Source organism: uncultured Bradyrhizobium sp. (assembly GCF_947648125.1).
Taxonomy (GTDB): Bacteria; Pseudomonadota; Alphaproteobacteria; order Rhizobiales; family Xanthobacteraceae; genus Bradyrhizobium.
The window spans coordinates 187,810-205,276 of the sequence record NZ_CANSMR010000007.1 but is presented as its reverse complement, the minus strand read 5'-3'; the positions used below and the strand labels follow the sequence as shown (position 1 = coordinate 205,276).

At 65.1% G+C, this 17,467-nt stretch carries 16 protein-coding genes; 6 read left to right on the top strand and 10 right to left on the bottom strand.

The genetic code is table 11. The features are described from left to right. Positions 1 to 71: 71 nt before the first annotated feature. Positions 72 to 854 (bottom strand): IclR family transcriptional regulator C-terminal domain-containing protein, encoded by a 783-nt coding sequence (locus tag Q0030_RS15615; protein ID WP_298368534.1) that lies wholly within the window; start codon positions 852 to 854, stop codon positions 72 to 74. A 105-nt stretch (positions 855 to 959) separates the two neighbouring features. Between Q0030_RS15615 and Q0030_RS15610 the strand changes: the two genes are divergently transcribed. Both Q0030_RS15610 and Q0030_RS15605 read left to right on the top strand, forming a co-directional pair. Continuing rightward, positions 960 to 2,318 (top strand): aromatic ring-hydroxylating dioxygenase subunit alpha, encoded by a 1,359-nt coding sequence (locus Q0030_RS15610; protein WP_298368532.1) that lies wholly within the window; start codon positions 960 to 962, stop codon positions 2,316 to 2,318. A 130-nt stretch (positions 2,319 to 2,448) separates the two neighbouring features. Continuing rightward, positions 2,449 to 3,885: a glutamine synthetase family protein gene (locus Q0030_RS15605; protein ID WP_298368529.1), complete on the top strand. Its 1,437-nt coding sequence runs from the start codon at positions 2,449 to 2,451 to the stop codon at positions 3,883 to 3,885. 165 nt (positions 3,886 to 4,050) lie between these two features. On the opposite strand, the gene Q0030_RS15600 is transcribed toward Q0030_RS15605, so the two are convergent. The 5 genes from Q0030_RS15600 to Q0030_RS15580 all read right to left on the bottom strand — a co-directional run bounded on the left by Q0030_RS15600 (position 4,051) and on the right by Q0030_RS15580 (position 8,809). Then, positions 4,051 to 4,779, bottom strand: a complete 729-nt coding sequence (locus tag Q0030_RS15600) for an ABC transporter ATP-binding protein (RefSeq protein WP_298368526.1) — start codon at positions 4,777 to 4,779, stop codon at positions 4,051 to 4,053. Further along, entirely contained in the window at positions 4,772 to 5,539 is a 768-nt protein-coding gene (locus Q0030_RS15595; protein ID WP_298368812.1) for an ABC transporter ATP-binding protein, read from the bottom strand. Before Q0030_RS15595 ends, Q0030_RS15600 begins: the two co-directional genes overlap by 8 nt. Before the next feature lie 4 nt (positions 5,540 to 5,543). After that, complete coding sequence (locus Q0030_RS15590) at positions 5,544 to 6,491, bottom strand: branched-chain amino acid ABC transporter permease (RefSeq protein WP_298368524.1); 948 nt, start codon at positions 6,489 to 6,491, stop codon at positions 5,544 to 5,546. Continuing rightward, positions 6,488 to 7,405, bottom strand: coding sequence for a branched-chain amino acid ABC transporter permease (locus Q0030_RS15585; RefSeq protein WP_097673862.1), 918 nt, complete (start codon positions 7,403 to 7,405; stop codon positions 6,488 to 6,490). Before Q0030_RS15585 ends, Q0030_RS15590 begins: the two co-directional genes overlap by 4 nt. A 231-nt stretch (positions 7,406 to 7,636) precedes the next feature. Continuing rightward, positions 7,637 to 8,809: an ABC transporter substrate-binding protein gene (locus tag Q0030_RS15580; protein WP_050426229.1), complete on the bottom strand. Its 1,173-nt coding sequence runs from the start codon at positions 8,807 to 8,809 to the stop codon at positions 7,637 to 7,639. Positions 8,810 to 9,205: 396 nt separating this feature from the next. On the opposite strand from Q0030_RS15580, the gene Q0030_RS15575 reads away from it, so the two are divergent. After that, entirely contained in the window at positions 9,206 to 9,760 is a 555-nt protein-coding gene (locus tag Q0030_RS15575; RefSeq protein WP_298368519.1) for a hypothetical protein, read from the top strand. A gap of 181 nt (positions 9,761 to 9,941) precedes the next feature. Here the strand turns inward: Q0030_RS15575 and Q0030_RS15570 are convergent, their stop codons facing one another. Continuing rightward, the gene (locus Q0030_RS15570) at positions 9,942 to 10,838 is read right to left on the bottom strand and encodes a sigma-70 family RNA polymerase sigma factor (RefSeq protein ID WP_298368517.1); all 897 of its coding nucleotides are present in this window, start codon (positions 10,836 to 10,838) and stop codon (positions 9,942 to 9,944) included. A 29-nt stretch (positions 10,839 to 10,867) separates the two neighbouring features. Next, positions 10,868 to 11,176 (bottom strand): hypothetical protein, encoded by a 309-nt coding sequence (locus Q0030_RS15565; RefSeq protein WP_298368515.1) that lies wholly within the window; start codon positions 11,174 to 11,176, stop codon positions 10,868 to 10,870. 193 nt (positions 11,177 to 11,369) lie between these two features. Here Q0030_RS15565 and Q0030_RS15560 point away from each other — a divergent pair, with 193 nt between their 5' ends. Together Q0030_RS15560 and Q0030_RS15555 are read left to right on the top strand one after the other, a co-directional pair. Continuing rightward, the gene (locus Q0030_RS15560) at positions 11,370 to 12,776 is read left to right on the top strand and encodes an MFS transporter (protein WP_298368512.1); all 1,407 of its coding nucleotides are present in this window, start codon (positions 11,370 to 11,372) and stop codon (positions 12,774 to 12,776) included. A 115-nt stretch (positions 12,777 to 12,891) separates the two neighbouring features. After that, the gene (locus Q0030_RS15555; protein WP_298368510.1) at positions 12,892 to 14,166 is read left to right on the top strand and encodes an NAD(P)/FAD-dependent oxidoreductase; all 1,275 of its coding nucleotides are present in this window, start codon (positions 12,892 to 12,894) and stop codon (positions 14,164 to 14,166) included. 23 nt (positions 14,167 to 14,189) lie between these two features. On the opposite strand, the gene Q0030_RS15550 is transcribed toward Q0030_RS15555, so the two are convergent. Further along, the gene (locus Q0030_RS15550; RefSeq protein ID WP_298368507.1) at positions 14,190 to 15,140 is read right to left on the bottom strand and encodes a helix-turn-helix domain-containing protein; all 951 of its coding nucleotides are present in this window, start codon (positions 15,138 to 15,140) and stop codon (positions 14,190 to 14,192) included. A 149-nt stretch (positions 15,141 to 15,289) separates the two neighbouring features. Between Q0030_RS15550 and Q0030_RS15545 the strand changes: the two genes are divergently transcribed. Then, positions 15,290 to 15,949, top strand: a complete 660-nt coding sequence (locus tag Q0030_RS15545; protein WP_298368505.1) for an isochorismatase family cysteine hydrolase — start codon at positions 15,290 to 15,292, stop codon at positions 15,947 to 15,949. Positions 15,950 to 16,275: 326 nt separating this feature from the next. Here the strand turns inward: Q0030_RS15545 and Q0030_RS15540 are convergent, their stop codons facing one another. Then, entirely contained in the window at positions 16,276 to 17,454 is a 1,179-nt protein-coding gene (locus Q0030_RS15540; RefSeq protein WP_298368503.1) for an ABC transporter substrate-binding protein, read from the bottom strand. Positions 17,455 to 17,467: the final 13 nt, after the last annotated feature.

Genomic DNA, 17,467 nt, shown 5'->3' with positions numbered 1-17,467 from the left:
CCCCGCAAGCGGGAGAGGGGACCGCAATTCTGACGCCGCGGCCGCTCGGCTCACCTCACGTCCCAGGCGCATTAAAGCAACCTGCTCTTCACATCCTCCGCCCCTTCCCGTAGCAGCGGCAGGAAACGGTCGATCAATTCCTTGGCCGGCACGCGATCGACATGCGCGCCCATGTTGATGGCGGCGACGATGGTGCCGTCGTAGCGGCGCACCGGCACCGAGATGGAACGGAAATGCGGCTCGGCCTCGCGGTCGACCAGTGAGTAGCCCTGCGCGCGATCGGCGATGATGGTGGCGAGCAGCTTCTTCGGATCGGTCACGGTCTGCGGCGTCACTGGATCGCGGCGCATCGCCTTCAGCCGCGCCGCGAGCTCGGCGTCGGCGAGCCGGCCGAGCATCGCGCGGCCCACTGACGTGCAGAACGCCGGCAGCCGGTAGCCGATGTCGAGACCGGCGGAGAACACCCGCGTCGGGCTCGAGCGCGCGACGAATACGACGTCGTCGCCGTCGAGCAGTGCGAGCGAGGCGATCTCCTGCGCTGCCGTCGCGATGCGATCGAGCACCGGCTGCAGCACCGTCACCACCTGGTTGGATTGCAGGAACGAGCCCGCCAGCGTCAGCACATGCGGCGTCAGCGTGAACAGCTTGCCGTCGGTTGCGACGAAGCCGCCATGCGCGAGCGTGAACAGGATGCGGCGCGCGGTGGCGCGCGGCAGGTCGGCGGCGCGTGCCAGATCGCTCAAGGTTGCAGGACCCGAGGCGGTGCCGAACACCTGCAACAGGCGCAGGCCGCGGTCGAGCGCCTCGACGAAGTCGGTGGCGCGCTCCTGATCGGTCCGCTTCAGCTTGGGCATGGGCTTTGAACGGTTCAAAAATTGCGCTTGCTGTCCAAAACAGACATGGCATAATTCGCACATTCGTTCAATAGGCGAACAAATCCAAATTCGGGAGACGCCGCCATGATGAGCCAGGAAGCGAACGATCTGATCACCCGCACGGGGGCTAAGGACCCCTGCGGAAAGCTGATGCGGATGTACTGGCAGCCGGCGGCGCTGGTCGATGAGTTGGAAGGGCCGCGCCCGGTTCGGCCGGTGCGCCTGCTCGGCGAAAACCTGGTGCTGTTCCGCGGCGAGGACGGCAGCTACGGGCTGATCGATCGCCACTGCGCACATCGCGGCGCCGACCTCGCCTTCGGCCGGCTCGAGAACGGCGGGCTGCGCTGCGCATTCCACGGCTGGCTGTTCGACACATCAGGCCAGTGCATCGAGACGCCGGCCGAACCTGTCGGATCGCAGCTCTGCAAGGGCATCAAGCAACGCTCCTATCCGGTGGTGGAGAAGAGCGGCATCCTGTGGGCCTGGCTCGGCGAAGGCGTCCCGCCGGCCTTTCCGGAGCTCGACTGCTTCGTCGCACCCGGCAGCCATACGTTCGCGTTCAAGGGCCACATGAACTGCAACTGGCTGCAGGCGCTCGAGGTCGGCATCGACCCGGCGCACGCCTCCTTTCTGCATCGCTTCTTCGAGGACGAGGACACCTCCGCGGCCTACGGCAAGCAGTTCCGCGGCGCGTCCGCCGGCAGCGACATGCCGATGACCAAGATCCTGCGCGAATATGATCGGCCGATCATCAATGTCGAGCACACCGAATACGGCCTGCGCCTGATCGCGCTGCGCGAGCTCGACGAGGAGCGCACCCATGTGCGCGTCACCAACCAGCTGTTCCCGCACGGCTTCGTGATCCCGATGTCGACCGAGATGACGATCACGCAGTGGCACGTGCCGGTCGATGACGAGAACTGCTACTGGTACGCGATCTTCACCAGCTACGCGGCGCCGGTCGACAAACAGAAGATGCGCGACCAGCGGCTCGAGCTGTATACGCTGCCCGACTACAAATCGCGCAAGAACCGCAGCAACGATTACGGCTTCGATCCGCACGAGCAGGCGACCGAGACCTATACCGGCATGGGCAGCGACATCAACGTCCACGACCAGTGGGCGGTAGAATCGATGGGGGCGATCCAGGACCGCACCAACGAGCATCTCGGCCAGAGCGACAAGGCGATCGTGCAATATCGCCGCCTGCTGCGGCAGGAGATCGAGAAGGTCGGCGGCGGAGAGAAGCCGATGCTGTTCCTTGACGAGGCCTCCGCGCGCAGCATCCAGGGCCCGGCGACGATGGACGGCATCGGGCCGACGCTGGGTTGGGAGCTCTACTGGATGGAGGTCGACGTCAAGCGCCGCCGCGGCGCGCCGTGGGCCGCTCCCGTTCCGCGCGAGATCGCCGGCAAGGTGCATCACCTGACGGCGGCGGAATAGCTATGTGTCCGATACTTGCCGTCATTGCGAGGAGCGAAGCGACGAAGCAATCCATGTTCCAGCGTATGCCGAAAGATGGATTGCTTCGCTTCGCTCGCAATGACGATTGCCGAGACAAAGGAGTGACGCCGTGAGTTTCGTCGAACGTCACGGCCTGTGGTCGGACGAGCAGAAGGAGGCCGCACAACGCCTCCGCCGCATCGTCGAGGAGAAGAACCTCGAAGTCGTCCGGCTGTCATTCCCCGACCAGCACGGCATCCTGCGCGGCAAGACGCTGATCGCAAGCGAAGCGGTGCGCTCGCTGGAGGGCGGCTGCTCCATCACCACGACGATGCTCGCCAAGGACACCTCGCATAAGACGGTGTTTCCGGTGTTCACATCAGGCGGCGGCTTCGGCATGAAGGAGATGGAGGGCGCGGCCGACGTACTGATGGTCGCCGACCCCACCACGTTCCGCGTGCTGCCCTGGGCGGAGAACACCGGCTGGCTGCTCTGCGACCTCTATTTCAGCGACGGACGGCCGGTGCCGTTCGCGACCCGCAACCTCTATCGCAAGGTGCTCGATCAGCTCGGAAGCCGCGGCTACGATTTCGTCGCCGGCCTCGAGGTCGAATTCCATCTGTTCAAGCTCGACGACGCCCATATGGCGCCGGAGGATGCCGGCCAGCCCGGCCGGCCGCCGTCGGTCAGCCTGCTGTCGCACGGCTATCAGTATCTCACCGAGCAGCGCTACGATCAGATGGAGCCGGCGCTCGAGATCATCCGCCGCGACATCATCGCGCTCGACCTGCCGTTGCGCACGGTCGAGGTCGAGTTCGGCCCGAGCCAGTGCGAATTCACCTTCGCGCCCACTGTGGGGCTAGCGCCCGCCGACATCATGGTGCTGTTTCGTTCGGCGGTGAAGCAGATCGCGCGCCGCCACGGCTATCACGCGACCTTCATGTGCCGGCCGAAGCTGCCGAACGTGTTCGCGAGCGGCTGGCACCTGCATCAATCACTGGTGTCACGCGCGGGCGGCGAGAACGTCTTCATGGCCAAGGAAACCGGCGAGCCGCTGAGCCCGCTCGGCCGCGCCTGGCTGGCCGGCCTGATCGAGCACGCACGGGCCTCGACCGTGTTCACGACGCCGACCATCAACGGCTACAAGCGCTACCGTTCCTATTCGCTGGCGCCGGATCGCGCGATCTGGGGCCGCGACAACCGCGGCGTGATGATCCGCGTGCTCGGCGGCGCGGGCGATCCGGCAACGCGGCTGGAGAACCGGATCGGCGAGCCCGCCGCCAATCCCTATCTCTACATGGCCTCGCAAATTCTTTCCGGCCTCGACGGCGTCGACCGCAAGCTCGATCCCGGCCCATCCGCCGACACGCCCTACGAGACCAAGGCTGCACTCTTGCCGAAGTCACTGCGCGAGGCGGTGTTCGCGCTGAACGACGATCCGTTCTTCCGTCAGGCGCTTGGACCGGAATTCGTCGATTACTACGTCTTCATCAAGAACGCGGAGATCGAACGTTTCCAGGCCGAAGTGTCGGACTGGGAGCAGCGCGAATATTTCGAGATGTTTTGATCCCGCTTCTCTCGTCGTCCCGGCGAAGGCCGGGACCCATAACCACAGGGTGTTGTATTTGTCTCGCTGTGGCCCCGGCTTGCTAGACCCACATACGGCGGTGGTAATGGGTCCCGGCCTTCGCCGGGACGACGTCGAGTAGGGTGCGAGAGCGGGGTCCTTAAATCAAATCCCGAGATACTTGTGCTGCAAATCCGGCTCGGCGATCAGCTGCTCGCTGGTGCCGCTCCACACCGTCTTGCCGCGCTCGATGATGTAGTGGCGGTCGGCGATGCGGGTGAGGTTTCCGACGTTCTTGTCGATGACCAGCACCGACTGCCCGCGTCCCTTCAGCATCGACAGGCAGCTCCAGATCTCGTCGCGGATCAACGGCGCGAGGCCTTCGGTGGCCTCGTCGAGGATCAGGAGCTTCGGGTTGGTCATCAGCGCGCGGCCGATCGCGAGCATCTGCTGCTCGCCGCCGGACAGCGTGACGCCCATATTGCTGGTGCGTTCGGCGAGCCGCGGGAACAGCGCATGGATCTTGTCGATCGTCCAGGGATCGGAGGCGCCCAGCCGATTGCCGGACGCAGCGACGAGATTTTCGCGCACTGTCAGGTTCGGAAAGATCTGGCGTCCTTCCGGCACGAGGCCGATGCCGAGCTTTGCGATCCTGTACGACGGCAGGCCGCGCACCGCCTCGCCGGCGAAGCGGATCGCGCCTGATCGCGCGGGCGTCAGGCCCATGATCGAGCGGATGGTCGTGGTCTTGCCCATGCCGTTGCGGCCCATCAGCGCGACCATCTCGCCCGACTTGATCTGCAAGGACAGGCCGAACAGCACCTGGCTCAACCCGTAGCAAGTCTCGATCGCGTCGACTTCGAGCAAGGTATCGGAGGCTTTGATGTCAGCCATGGCGCGTCACCGCATGCTGATCGCCGAGATAGGCGCGCCTGACCTCTTCGTCCTTGCGGATCGCGTCCGGCACATCGCAGGCGATGACCCGGCCATAGACCAGCACGGTGATGCGGTCGGCCAGCGCGAACACAGCCTCCATGTCGTGCTCGACCAGCACGATGGTGACTTCCTTGCGCAGCTCCTTCAGCAGCGCGACCATCCGCGCGGATTCGGTGACGCCGAGCCCGGCCATCGGCTCGTCAAGCAGCAGCAGCTGCGGCTTGGTGGCGAGCGCGACCGCGAGCTCGAGCTCGCGCTGCTCGCCGTGGCTCAATTGCGAGACCACGACATCGGCGCGCTTGCCGAGGCCGACGCGCTCCAGCGCTGCGCGGGCGGTGTCGCGCAGATGCCTCTCCTTGCGCGCATTGCCCCAGAAGCGGAACGAGTGGCCGTCATGCGCTTGCGCGGCGAGCACGACATTGTCGATCGCGGAAAAGTCCTTCAGCAGCGAGGTGATCTGGAACGAGCGCGCCAACCCAAGCCGGCTGCGCTTGTAGGACGGCAGGTGCGTAACATCGCGGCCTGCGAAGTAGATGGTGCCGGAATTCGGCATCACCTGCCCCGTGAGCTGGCTGATCAGCGTGGTCTTGCCGGCGCCGTTGGGGCCGATGATGGCGTGCAGCTCGCCCGGAATGACCTCCATCGAGAGGTTGTCGGTCGCGGTGATACCGCCATAGCGGCGCACCAGATTGTCAACGCGCAGCAAGGGATTTGGCAAGGGATCAACCACGGCGCATCCTCCCGAGCAGGCCCATGATGCCGCCGCGCGCGAACAGCACGATCAACAGCAGCACTGGGCCGAGGATCAGTCCCGAATATTCGGTGAACTGCGACAGCAGCTCCTCGAGCAGGAGATAGACGATCGCACCGACGACGGGCCCGAACAGCGAGCCCATGCCGCCGAGGATCACCATCACCATCAGGTCGCCGGAGCGGGTCCAGTACATCACGGCGGGGCTGACGAAGTCGGTGTTGTTGGCAAGCAGCGCACCGGCCAGGCCGCAGATCGTGCCTGATATGACGAAACAGACCAGGCGATAGCGGTTGGCATGGAAGCCGATCGCCTGCATGCGCTGCTCGTTGGAGCGGACGCCCTGCACCACGAGGCCGAAGCGCGAATTAACGATGCGCCAGATCAGATAGAGGCCGCCGAACAGGCAGCCGAGGCAGAGATAATAGAACTGCGTACGGTCGGACAGATTGATCAGGCCGGCGAAATCGCTGCGCTTGTAGACGGTGAGCCCGTCATCGCCGCCATAGCGCGACAAAGCGGAGGCGACGTAATAGGCCATCTGCGCAAAGGCCAGCGTGATCATGATGAAATATACGCCGCGGGTGCGTAAGCTGAGCGCGCCGATCAAGAGCGCAAACAGCGCCGAGACCGCGAGCGCCACCGGCCACTGGATGAAGCCGGAGCCGATGCCCTCGGCGGCGAGGATGCCGACGGCGTAGCCGCCGATCCCGAGATAGGCGGCATGGCCGAAGCTCATCATGCCGCCATAGCCCATGATCAGGTTGAGGCTCGCGGCGGCCAGCGCATAGATCGCGATGCGGGTGAACAGCGTGAGGATGAAGATATTGCCCGTCACCGCCGAATAGACCGGCAGCAGGACCAGCGCGGCGCATAGCAGCGCCGCAATGGCATTGGAGACGTTGAGCTTCGGCATCATCGTTTGGCCGCCGGGAACAGCCCCTCGGGCCGCAGCACAAGGATGATCGCCATCAGGAGATAGATCAGCATCGAGGACAGCGCCGGCGCCGCGGTCGAGGCCGCCGCCCCGCTCAGCACCTTGCGCAGCAAATCGGGCAGGAAGGCGCGGCCCATCGTGTCGATGATGCCGACGAAGATCGCGGCCATGAAGGCACCGCGGATCGAGCCGATGCCGCCGATCACGATGATGACGAAGGCCAGGATGAGAATGTTCTCGCCCATGCCGATCTGCACGGTGAGGATCGGCGCCTGCATCAGCCCGGCGAGACCGGCGAGCGCGGCGCCGAGACCGAACACCAGCGTGAACAGCAGCTTGATGTTGATGCCGAGCGCCCCGATCATCTCGCGGTTGGAGGCGCCGGCGCGGATCAGCATGCCGACGCGGGTGCGCATCACGACGAGATAGAGCATCGCAGCAACCGCCAGCGCGACCACGATGATCATCAGCCGGTAGGCCGGATAGTACACCCCGGGAATGATCTGCACCGGCACGGTGAGCCAGGCCGGCAGCGGCAGCGCGAGCCCGGCCGGGCCCCAGATCAGCCGGACGGCGTCGTTGAAGAACAGGATCAGGCCGAAGGTCGCCAGCACCTGGTCGAGATGGTCGCGGCCGTAGAGATGCCTGAGCGCGACATATTCCAGCACGATTCCGAGCAGCAGCGTGGCGCCCAGCGCCAGCAGCGCGCCGAGGACGAAGCTGCCGGTCCAGGCCACGAAGGTCGCCGCGAAATAGGCGCCCATCATGTAGAGCGAGCCGTGCGCCAGATTGACGAAATCCATGATGCCGAACACCAGCGTCAGTCCGGCTGCCAGCAGGAACAGCAGCAGGCCGAATTGCAGGCCGTTCAGCAGTTGTTCGACGACGAGATACATCGTGAGGCTACATCATCCCTAAAAAAACAGCGGCAGTGCATGCCCACCGCCGCATTGCTCGCTGCGTGTTCTCCCTCGCCCCGCTCTTGCGGGGAGAAGTTTGGGGTGAGGGGCTGCCTCCACGAGTCGAACTCGCGGGAAAAGTCCCTCACCCGGCGCTACGCGCCGACCTCTCCCCGCAAGAGCGGGGCGAGGTAAGGCGAAAGCAAGCCGCAGGCCAAGATTGGCCGCTCACTTCATCGAACACTTGTCGTGGAATTTATCCTGGTCGTCCTTGACGATGGTCGCGACCGTCTTCAGCGAGAGCTGGCCGTCGGCGTCCTTGACCACGTCCTGAAGATAGAAGTTCTGGATCGGGATGTGGTTGTTGCCGTACTTGAACGGGCCGCGCAGCGACTTGAAGTTGGCCTTCTCCATCTCCGCTTTCATCGCGTCCTTCTTGGTGAGGTCGCCCTTCACCGCGACGACGGCGCTGTTGATCAGCTGGGCGGCGTCATAGGCCTGGGCGCCGTAATAGGTCGGGCGCAGGCCGGGATACTTCTTGCGATAGTCCTCGACGAACTTCTTGTTCTCGGCGTTCGGCAGGTCGTTGACCCATTCCTGCGCGCCGGGAATGCCAATCGCGTTGTCCTTCTGCAGCGGCAGCGACAATTCGTCGACCGTGAAGGCGGTATAGAGCGGGATCTGCGCCTTGATGCCGGCCTGGGCGTACTGGTTCAGGAACTGGACGCCGGCGGCGCCGGGATAGAACACGAAGATCGACTCGGCCTTGGAGTTGCGCGCCTTGGTCAGCTCGGCGGAGAAGTCGAGCTGGCTCGGCCACACCGTGTATTCCTCGCCGACCACCTCGCCCTTGAAGGTGCTCTTCACGCCCGCGAGCATGTCCTTGCCGGCGGCATAGTTCGGGCCGATCAGGAACACCGACTTGACGCCCTTCTGGTTCATGTAGAGGCCCATCGCGGCGGGCGTCTGGTCGTTCTGCCAGGAAGTTGAGAACACGTAAGGCGAGCACAGTTCGCCGGCGAGCTGCGACGGACCGGCGTTGGCCGAGATCAGGAAGGTTTTCGAATCGACCGCGGTCTTCAGCGACGCCAGCAGCACGTTCGACCAGATGTAGCCGACGATAAAGTCGACCTTGTCGGACTGCACCAGCTTCTCGGTCTTCTGCTTGCCCACATCAGGCTTCTGCTGGTCGTCCTCGTAGATCACCTCGACCGGCTTGCCGTCGATCTTGCGGCCAAGGTGGTCGAGCGCGAGCTCGAACGAATTACGCATGTCGTTGCCGATCACGGCGGTCGGACCGCTGAAGGTCGAGACAAAGCCGATCTTGACGCTGTCAGCCGCCGTCGCGGGCTGCGCGAGCGCCAGAGCCATGGCGCCTGCCAGCCAGAATGCCTTTTTCATATTCACTCCCCTCCTCAACCAAAGATCCCGCCAGGCTTGATCACGAGGGCCCGGGGGTCACGCTTTGCGCGCGTCGTTCTGTGACGTGTTTTGTGCGCGATATCGCAAGTGTGCAGCAAGCACGAACCGATGGCCCTCGATTAGAACCTTCGGCGCATACCCCAGCACCGTGCATCATAATTCGTCCAAATCGACGATGGCAAGAAATATAATGCCGGTTGCGTAGGCAACGATTGTCGCAGGGCCCGACACTCTTCCAACGACCAGCCCCCGCCCACAGCCGCAGGCTTTAACGATCCGGTAAAGCACCCGGAAACCACAGGCCGGCAAGGTGCTGCGGGCTTCATGGTCCGGAAAGTATCGCCGCGCGACGCTGCCGCCAAAGGGGTGCGTCACATGTTGGGATTTCTATTCGGCTTGAACGCCCGGATCGGCCGGTTGCATTATTTCCTCGCCTCGGTTGCCCTTGGCATCGCGGTGACGGTGATGTGCATGGGGATTGCGAGCCAAGCCTATCAACAGGTCCGTTACGGCGCGCCGCTGACAATGGAGCAACTGGGCTGGCCCGTGCTCGCAGTCGCCGGCATCTTCATTGTGGCCTCGTTCACGCTCCACTGCATGCGCATCCGCGACATCGGATGGGATCCGGTCGTGGTGGTCGTGGGCTGGGTCGCGTTCACGATCATCGACGGGTTGATCGCCCAGAAGTTTCCGGCGTGGGCGATCGGCACCAGGCATCACGCAACTGCCGTTGGCGCCTTCGTCAATTTCGGGCTGACACTCGCCCTCCTGTTCTGGCCGAGCGGCTATGCCGACGATGAACCGCCGGCGCGGCCGCGCGATACCAGCGGCGGATCGGATGGCTTCTGGAGCAGGAGCAGTGCACCGACCACGCCCACCAGCCGCATCGCGCGCGTCGCCAACGGCGAATTCGGCGGCAAGACGCGCTAGCCACCGTCGTCCCTGCGAAAGCAGGGACCCATAACCACCGCCTTGTGTTGTCGAAGCCAGCCGCTGCCCCAGCATCGCAAACCAATGACCATTCGTGGTTATGGGTCCCGGATCGCGCTTCGCTTGTCCGGGACGACACGGAGTTTGTGGCGCGATCAGTGCGCCACACGCTGATAGGCGGTCACCCCTGATCCACCGTCCATTCGGCGCCGTCGATCGCATAGGCCGCGTGGCGAAAATCCCTGATCGTCGCGACCTTGTCGGCGGACCAGTCGAGCAGCATGAACGATCGCGGCGGCCCGCCCAGAGCGTTCGGATCGAACACCAGGATCGCGGGACGTCCCTCGACCTGTCCGGTCACCAGGTGCCAGTCGTCGATCTTCGCATAATTGCCGAAGTAGCGTGACACCTCGGCCTTGCCGTTCAGCCGCGTCCGGTTGACGAGCTCGAGCCTGACGTCGTCGGCGATCATGGCGCGGATGGCATCGAAGTCGCGGGCGTTGAAGCGGCCGACATAGGCATTCAGCCTGTTGCGATCGGCCGGCGACAGGCCGGGCCGCGGCGCATCGTCCGGCTCGCGGGCGAACGCGCGCAGTTGCGTACGTCCGCGGTGCAGCGCGGCCTTCACCGCGGGCAGGCTGAAATCCATGATGCCGCAGACCTCCTGCAGCGAACAGCCGAGCACGTCCATCAGGATCACGCTGGAGCGCTGCGCCACCGGCAGCCGCATGAAGGTGCGCAGGCTGCTTGCAGCGATCTCGCGGCGGCTGACGTCGTCAAGCTCTCCGGCCATCATGTCCACCTCCTCTGGCGCGTGGAGCGCGTCCTGGCGGTTGCGCCGCCTGAGGAAATCGAGCGCCGTATTGTGCGCGATCCGGAACAACCAGGCTTCCGGATGCTGGATCGGGGCTGCGGACACGAAGGCTTCCATCGCCTTGATCAACGCGTCCTGCAGCACATCCTCGCCGTCGATGACCGAACCGACCATGCGGGCACAATAGCGATGCAGCCTGGGCCGCATCGCTGCCAGCAGCGCGTCGACATCGGTCGCGGTCGGCGCCTGGGGTGATGACGTCATGATGGCTCCGCCAGATCGGTTCGCTCGGTTCACGGCTCATCCAGCATACGATAGTTTCCGACAATCACAGCACTGCGAACCAACGGCGGCTCGGCGCAACGATCGCGGATGCCGTCCTGGAATGCCTGGAAAGCCGCTAGCTTCGGGATCGGGCTCGAACCGTCGTCGGCGGCGGTTTCGACCATATGGATGAAGGTGTCGTCGTCCAGCCGCAGGGTCAAATAGCGCACGCCATCCGGGTTTGCCGCCTTCAGCTCGGCGAACACCGCCGCCACCAGCGCGGCATTCTTCTCCGCCATCTCCGGCTTGGCCTTGTACCTGATCAGGGTCCGTCTCATTGCAGCCTCCTTGGCCTCGGTTTTTCGGCCTGAACCGGCCGTGTCAGACCCAAGGACGTTTGCGGACGGCCAAAGGATGCGGTCCGGCAAAAAAAATTCAAAAATAGTTCTTCGCCGCATCCTTTGCCCATCCCGGTTCGTCCTGGCCTGCGGAGCGCGCCGCAAGCCTGCGGCGGACCAACGGAGAACGACGATGCAAACCTCACAGCAGCGCGCCGAACAGCGCTGGGTGCTCGGCCTCACCGCGCTGGCATCCTTCATGATGGCGCTGGACGCCATGATCATGACCACGGCCTTCGCCACCATCCGCGCCGATTTCGGCAGCCGGGTCGAGACCCTGCAATGGACCGTTAACGCTTTCAATCTGACCTTCGCGGTGTTGCTGCTGACCGGCGCGGCGCTCGGCGACCGCTTCGGGCGGCGCAGGATGTTCGCAGCCGGGATCGGCCTGTTCGTCGTGGCCTCCGCGGCCTGCGCATTGGCGGGCGACGCCGCGGCATTGATCGCCGCGCGCGCCCTGCAAGGCGCAGGCGCGGCGCTGGTGATGCCACTGGCGATGGCGATCCTGAGCGGCGCCTTCGGCCGCGAGGAACGCGCCCGCGCGCTCGGCATTTTCAGCGGCATCACCGGATGCGCGCTGATCATCGGCCCCGCGATCGGCGGCTTCATCACCGAACATCTCGGCTGGCGCTGGATCTTCTGGATCAACCTGCCGATCGGCCTGATTGCGATCGCCCTCGTGCTGGCGCGCCTGCGCGAAAGTTTTGGCCCGACGGCGCCGCTCGACATCACCGGTCTGTCGCTGGTCGCGCTCGCGGCGCTGGCACTGGTCTGGGGCCTGTTGCGCGGCAATGGCGTCGGATGGGCCAGCGCGGAAGTGACGGGCGCGCTGATCGCCGGCGGCGCGCTGGCAGCGATGTTCGTGCTGTGGGAGCTGCGTGCGACGAGCCCGATGGTGCCGATGCGGCTGTTCGCAGCCAGACCGTTCGCGGCCGGCATCGTCGCAAGCGTGCTGTTCTATGCCGCGATGTATGGCGTGCTGTTCCTGCTGCCGCAGTTCCTGCAGATCGCGCTCGGCTTCGACGCCTTCGGCGCCGGGCTGCGCCTGTTGCCGTGGACGGCGACGCTGTTCGTCACGGCGCCGATCGCCGGCGCCGTGGTCAACCGATTCGGCGAGCGAACGCTTGTCGTCACAGGCCTCCTGATGCAAGCGATTGGTCTCGGCTGGATCAGCGAGATCGTGAGCCCCACGGTGCCCTATTCTGCGCTCGTCGTGCCGCTGGTGCTCGCCGGCGTCGGCGTCTCGATGGCGATGCCGGCCGCGCAGAACGCGGTGCTGAGCGCGGTGGCGGTCAGCGAGATGGGCAAGGCGTCGGGCGTGTTCAACATGGGCCGCTTCCTCGGCGGGATGTTCGGCATCGCGGCGCTGGTTGCGAGCTTCACCGCCCATGGCACAGCCGATTCGTCCGGACATTTCAGCAGTGGATTTGCTGCGGCGATGAGCCTTGCGGCAACGCTGTCATTCGCCGGCGCGGTGGCGGGACTGTTCCTGCCGATGCGGCGACAAGCGGTCACCGCAACCGTGCCGCAGGATGCGTGAGCCGCACGGCGATTGGGTTTCGCTATCGGGTGATCGGGCATTTCGTGTTGGAATGAGGCTGCGAATGACTACATAATCAAACGACGAAGCCGTTCGAAACCGAGGGCGACATCAGATGACGCAAGCGCCGGCCAAACCTCATCGCGTGGTGATCGTCGGTGCCGGCTTCGGCGGGCTGGAAGCCGCCTTCGGTCTCGCAGGCGCGCCGGTCGAGATCACGCTGATCGATCGCCGCAACCACCATCTGTTCCAGCCGCTGCTCTACCAGGTCGCGACTGCTTCCCTCGCCACCAGCGAGATCGCCTGGCCGATCCGCTATCTGCTGCGCGACCGGCCGGAAGTGACAACGCTGTTCGCAAATGTCTGTGGTGTCGACGCAGCAGCAAAGACCGTGCAGCTCGATGATGGCGGCAGCATTCCCTACGACACGCTGATCCTCGCCACCGGCGCGCGCCACGCCTATTTCGGCCATGACGAATGGGAGCCGTTCGCGCCCGGCCTGAAGACGCTGGAGGACGCAACGACGCTGCGGCGGCGTATCCTGGTCGCCTTCGAGCGCGCCGAGCGCGAGACCGATCCGGACGCGCGCGCCGCGCTGCTCACCTTTGTCGTGATTGGCGCGGGCCCGACCGGCGTCGAGATGGCCGGCACCATCGCCGACCTCGCCAAGGACACGCTGCCGCAAGACTTCCGTCACATCGACACGCGCAAGGCGCGCGTGGTGCTGATCGAGGCCGGCTCGCGCGTGCTGGCAGGATTTCCCGACGATCTCTCGGCCTACGCACAAGCGTCACTGGAAAAACTCGGCGTCGAGGTGATGTTGGGCGAGCCGGTCACCGAATGCTCGGCCGACGGCGTCGTGTTCGGCGGCAAGAGGCTGGAGGCGCGCACCATCGTCTGGGCCGCCGGCGTGCGCGCCTCGCGCGCGGCAGAGTGGCTGAACGCGCCGGCCGATCGCGCCCATCGGCTGCAGGTAGAGCCCGATCTCACCGTGCCGGGCCATCCCGACATCTTCGCGGTCGGCGACACCGTCACCATCAAGGGACCGGACGGCAATCCAGTGCCCGGCATCGCGCCGGCCGCCAAGCAGGAGGGACGCTACGTCGCCGCGCTGATCAAGGCGCGGCTCAACGGCAAGACGCTGCCGCCGTTCCGCTACAAGCATGCCGGCAGCCTCGCCCAGATCGGCAAGAAGAAGGCGGTGATCGATTTCGGCTGGCTGAAGCTGCGCGGCTCACTGGCATGGTGGATTTGGGGCCTTGCCCACATCTACTTCCTGATCGGCGTGCGCCATCGGATTGCGGTGGCGATGAACTGGCTCTGGATCCACACCCGCGACCAGCGTGCCGCACGGCTGATCACGCAAGGCAGCAGCAAGGTCGCGCAGTAGGCGTTGTTGGCCGATACAATCGCTCACCCCATCACTTGATGCGGCGAGCGGCCGAACGCGGCCTTGAAGGCGCGGCTGAAATGCGAGATGTCGCTGAAGCCGAAGCTGAGCGCGACATCGGTGACGCTGCCGAACCGCCGTTCGGCGAGCGCCTGGTAGGCGCCGGCGAGGCGCTGCTGCCACAGCCAGCGGATCGGCGTGGTGCCTTCGCGCGCGAACAGGCGGTTCAGCGTGCGCGGCGCGATGCTCTGCGCCGTGGCGATCGCATCGAGATCGAGCTCGGGATCGTCGAGATTGGCGAGGATATGGGCCTTAACCCGTGCCAGCCGGTCATCGCCGCGCTGCGGCACATCGTCCGTCAGCTCGGTCTGGAGCGTGGTCGCGAAAATATCGAGCATTGAGGCGCCAAGCCTTATCGCAGCAGGCCCGGCCCCGTCATCGAGCCGCATCAGCCGGCGGATCAACGATCCCGCCAGCGCGCCCACTTTTGACGCGTTGCCGACCCGTCGTGCCGTCAGCCGCTGCGCATCCGGCAGGCGCGCGAGCAGCAGCGGCCGCGGGATCGACACCATGATCGAACGCGCGCTCGGGGCGAATTCGAGCGTGAACGGCTGCGCCTGGTCATGGAGCATGAGATCGCCGCGGCGCATCCGCACCTCGCGGCCGCCCTGTGCGAAGCTGACCTCGCCGCGCAACGTCAGCCACAGCATGAAATAGTCGCGCGGGTCGCGGCGGACGTCGCTCGCGCTGCGCATCACCCGGATGCGGTCGGCGGCTGCGGTCGACGACCAGATGTCATTGATCGCAAGCGGACCGAAATTCCGGATCGAGATCGATGCCTGGAACGCCTCGTCCGCGACGCGGCGGCATTCGGTCAGCGAGAATTCGCGGCAGGTGACGTGATGCCAACGGTCAAAGCTGTCACCCGGCGCAACCAGCGTTTGCGCGACGATCGTGTGATCTGAGATCTGCATCGGACCTTGCTCCGCTCAACCCGGCAGCGGGATATTCTGCGTCCGGCACCCGCTTCTGGCAAGCAGAGTCCAGCAACTGGCCGGCGCAGCCAAGAACGACTGCCGCCGCGGATGTAGAAAAGGTCTCCCTTCAGGAGAGGAGACACCACATGGGCTACCAATGCGACATCATCGACCCGGCGCGAACCGTCATGATCGTTGTCGACATGCAGAACGATTTCGTGGCCGAGGGCGCCAAGCTGCGGTCGGCGCAGGCCGCCGCCATGGTGCCGCGGCTGGCGCAGACGCTGAAGGCCTGCCGCGACAAGGGCATCCGCGTCATCTACACCGCGCATGTGCATCGCCGCGACGGCAGCGATATGGGGCTCTATGACGATCTCTACTCGCCGATTGCCGACCGCTCGTCGCTGGTCGACGGCACCGATGGTGTCGAGATCTTCAACGATCTTGCACCCGCACCGGGCGAGCACATCATCAAGAAGCACCGCTACAGCGCATTCTTCGCCACCGACCTCGACCTCATCCTGCGCGAATGGGGCATCACGACGGTGATCATCTCGGGAACGACCACCGAGAACTGCTGCCACGCCACCGCGCGCGACGCCATGTTCCACAACTACAAGGTCGTCTTCCTGTCGGACGCGACGGGCACGTTCGACTATCCCGATGTCGGCCAGGGCGCCCTATCCGCCGAAGAGGTGCATCGCGCCACGCTCACGATCCTCGCGTTCTCAACCGCGCATGTGATGACGGCGGCCGAGATGCTGGGGCGGGTGAAGGCCGGTGATGGAGCGGCGAAGGCTGCGTAGTTAGTCGCGAACACCGCGCGGCACATTCGGTCCGCCTGTCCCCTTGTGGGAGAGGCCGGATCGCATGAAGCCGAGCGAAATGCGATCCGGGTGAGGGGTTGCGGTCCCTCCACCCGGTACGCCGCATGGAGAGAACCCCTCACCCTCCCCTGGAGGGGGAGGGTCGGATCACAACGAGCGAAGCGAGGTGCGATCCGGGGTGGGGTGATCTCTCAACGCGGGCACTGTTCGACTGGAGGGACCTTCACCCCACCTCGGTTCGCATTCTCATGCGAACCGATCCTCCCCCTCCAGGGGAGGATGCGGTCGTGTCCCCGGCGGCAACCTCACTTCACCAGCGAGCACCCGCCATCGGCGATCGGCCGGAACGCCTGCTCGGCCGGGATAGTCGCGATCAGCTTGTAATAGTCGTAGGGGTACTTCGACTCCTCCGGCTTCTTCACCTCGAACAGATACATCGGGTGGATGACGCGGCCGTCCTGGCGGATCGTGGTGTCGCCGAACAGCTTGTCCTTGCCCTTGAAGGTCTTCATCTGCGGCACCACGACCTTGGCGTCGTCGCTGCCGGTGGCGGCGACGGCGTTGAGATAGGCGAGCGTCGAGGCGTATACGCCGGCCTGGTTGCCGCTCGGCATCTTGCCGTTCATGCCGGGCCGCGCGGCGAAGCGTTTCGCGAACGCGCGGGTGTCGTCGTTCATATCCCAGTAGAAGGCTTCGAGCAGTTGCAGGCCCTGCGCGACCTTCAGGCCCATGCCGTGGACGTCGTTGACGAACAGCAGGAACGCCACCATGGTCTGGCCGCCCTCCTGGATTCCGAACTCGGCCGCCTGCTTCACTGCGTTGATGGTGTCGCCGCCGGCATTGGCGAGGCCGATCACCTTTGCTTTCGAGTTCTGCGCCTGCAGCAGGAAGGAGGCGAAATCCGACGTGCCGAGCGGATGCTTGCTCGATCCCAGCACCTTGCCGCCGTGCTTCTCGATGTAGTTGGTCGCCTCGGCTTCAATGCCTTTGCCGAGCGCGTAGTCGACGGTCACGAAGTACCAGTCCTTGCCGCCACGCTGCATCATCGCGGCCGCGGTGGTGTTGCCGGTCGCCCAGGCGTCGTTGACCCATTGAATGGTGTTCGGCGAGCAGGCCTTGCCCGTGAGGTCCGAGCTTGCGGTCGACGACGCCAGGAACGTCATCCTCGAGTCGCGCAGCACGGTGTTGATGGCGAGCCCGACCGCCGAGTTCGGCACGTCGACGATGGCATCGACGCCTTCGACATCGAGCCATTTGCGCGCGATCGCAGAGCCGACGTCGGCCTTGTTCTGGTGATCGGCATAGACGATCTCGACCTTGATGCCCTTGCCGCCGCCATTGAAATCCTCCGCCGCCATGCGCGCGGCTTCCACCGAGCCCATGCCGTTGGTGTCCTGGAAGATGCCCGAAATGTCGTTGAGCACGCCGACGCGCACGACATTGTCGGATATCTCCGCACGTGCGCTGCCGGCGGCGCAGGCCAACGCCAGCGTAAGT

Bases quoted from the DNA above. Each gene is read 5' to 3' on its own strand.
- Q0030_RS15550 (WP_298368507.1), bottom strand. From the start codon at position 15,140: ATGCAGATCTCAGATCACACGATCGTCGCGCAAACGCTGGTTGCGCCG.
- Q0030_RS15570 (WP_298368517.1), bottom strand. From the start codon at position 10,838: ATGACGTCATCACCCCAGGCGCCGACCGCGACCGATGTCGACGCGCTG.
- Q0030_RS15580 (WP_050426229.1), bottom strand. From the start codon at position 8,809: ATGAAAAAGGCATTCTGGCTGGCAGGCGCCATGGCTCTGGCGCTCGCG.
- Q0030_RS15545 (WP_298368505.1), top strand. From the start codon at position 15,290: ATGGGCTACCAATGCGACATCATCGACCCGGCGCGAACCGTCATGATC.
- Q0030_RS15575 (WP_298368519.1), top strand. From the start codon at position 9,206: ATGTTGGGATTTCTATTCGGCTTGAACGCCCGGATCGGCCGGTTGCAT.
- Q0030_RS15615 (WP_298368534.1), bottom strand. From the start codon at position 854: ATGCCCAAGCTGAAGCGGACCGATCAGGAGCGCGCCACCGACTTCGTC.
- Q0030_RS15610 (WP_298368532.1), top strand. From the start codon at position 960: ATGATGAGCCAGGAAGCGAACGATCTGATCACCCGCACGGGGGCTAAG.
- Q0030_RS15565 (WP_298368515.1), bottom strand. From the start codon at position 11,176: ATGAGACGGACCCTGATCAGGTACAAGGCCAAGCCGGAGATGGCGGAG.
- Q0030_RS15590 (WP_298368524.1), bottom strand. From the start codon at position 6,491: ATGATGCCGAAGCTCAACGTCTCCAATGCCATTGCGGCGCTGCTATGC.
- Q0030_RS15555 (WP_298368510.1), top strand. From the start codon at position 12,892: ATGACGCAAGCGCCGGCCAAACCTCATCGCGTGGTGATCGTCGGTGCC.
- Q0030_RS15600 (WP_298368526.1), bottom strand. From the start codon at position 4,779: ATGGCTGACATCAAAGCCTCCGATACCTTGCTCGAAGTCGACGCGATC.
- Q0030_RS15585 (WP_097673862.1), bottom strand. From the start codon at position 7,405: ATGTATCTCGTCGTCGAACAACTGCTGAACGGCCTGCAATTCGGCCTG.
- Q0030_RS15560 (WP_298368512.1), top strand. From the start codon at position 11,370: ATGCAAACCTCACAGCAGCGCGCCGAACAGCGCTGGGTGCTCGGCCTC.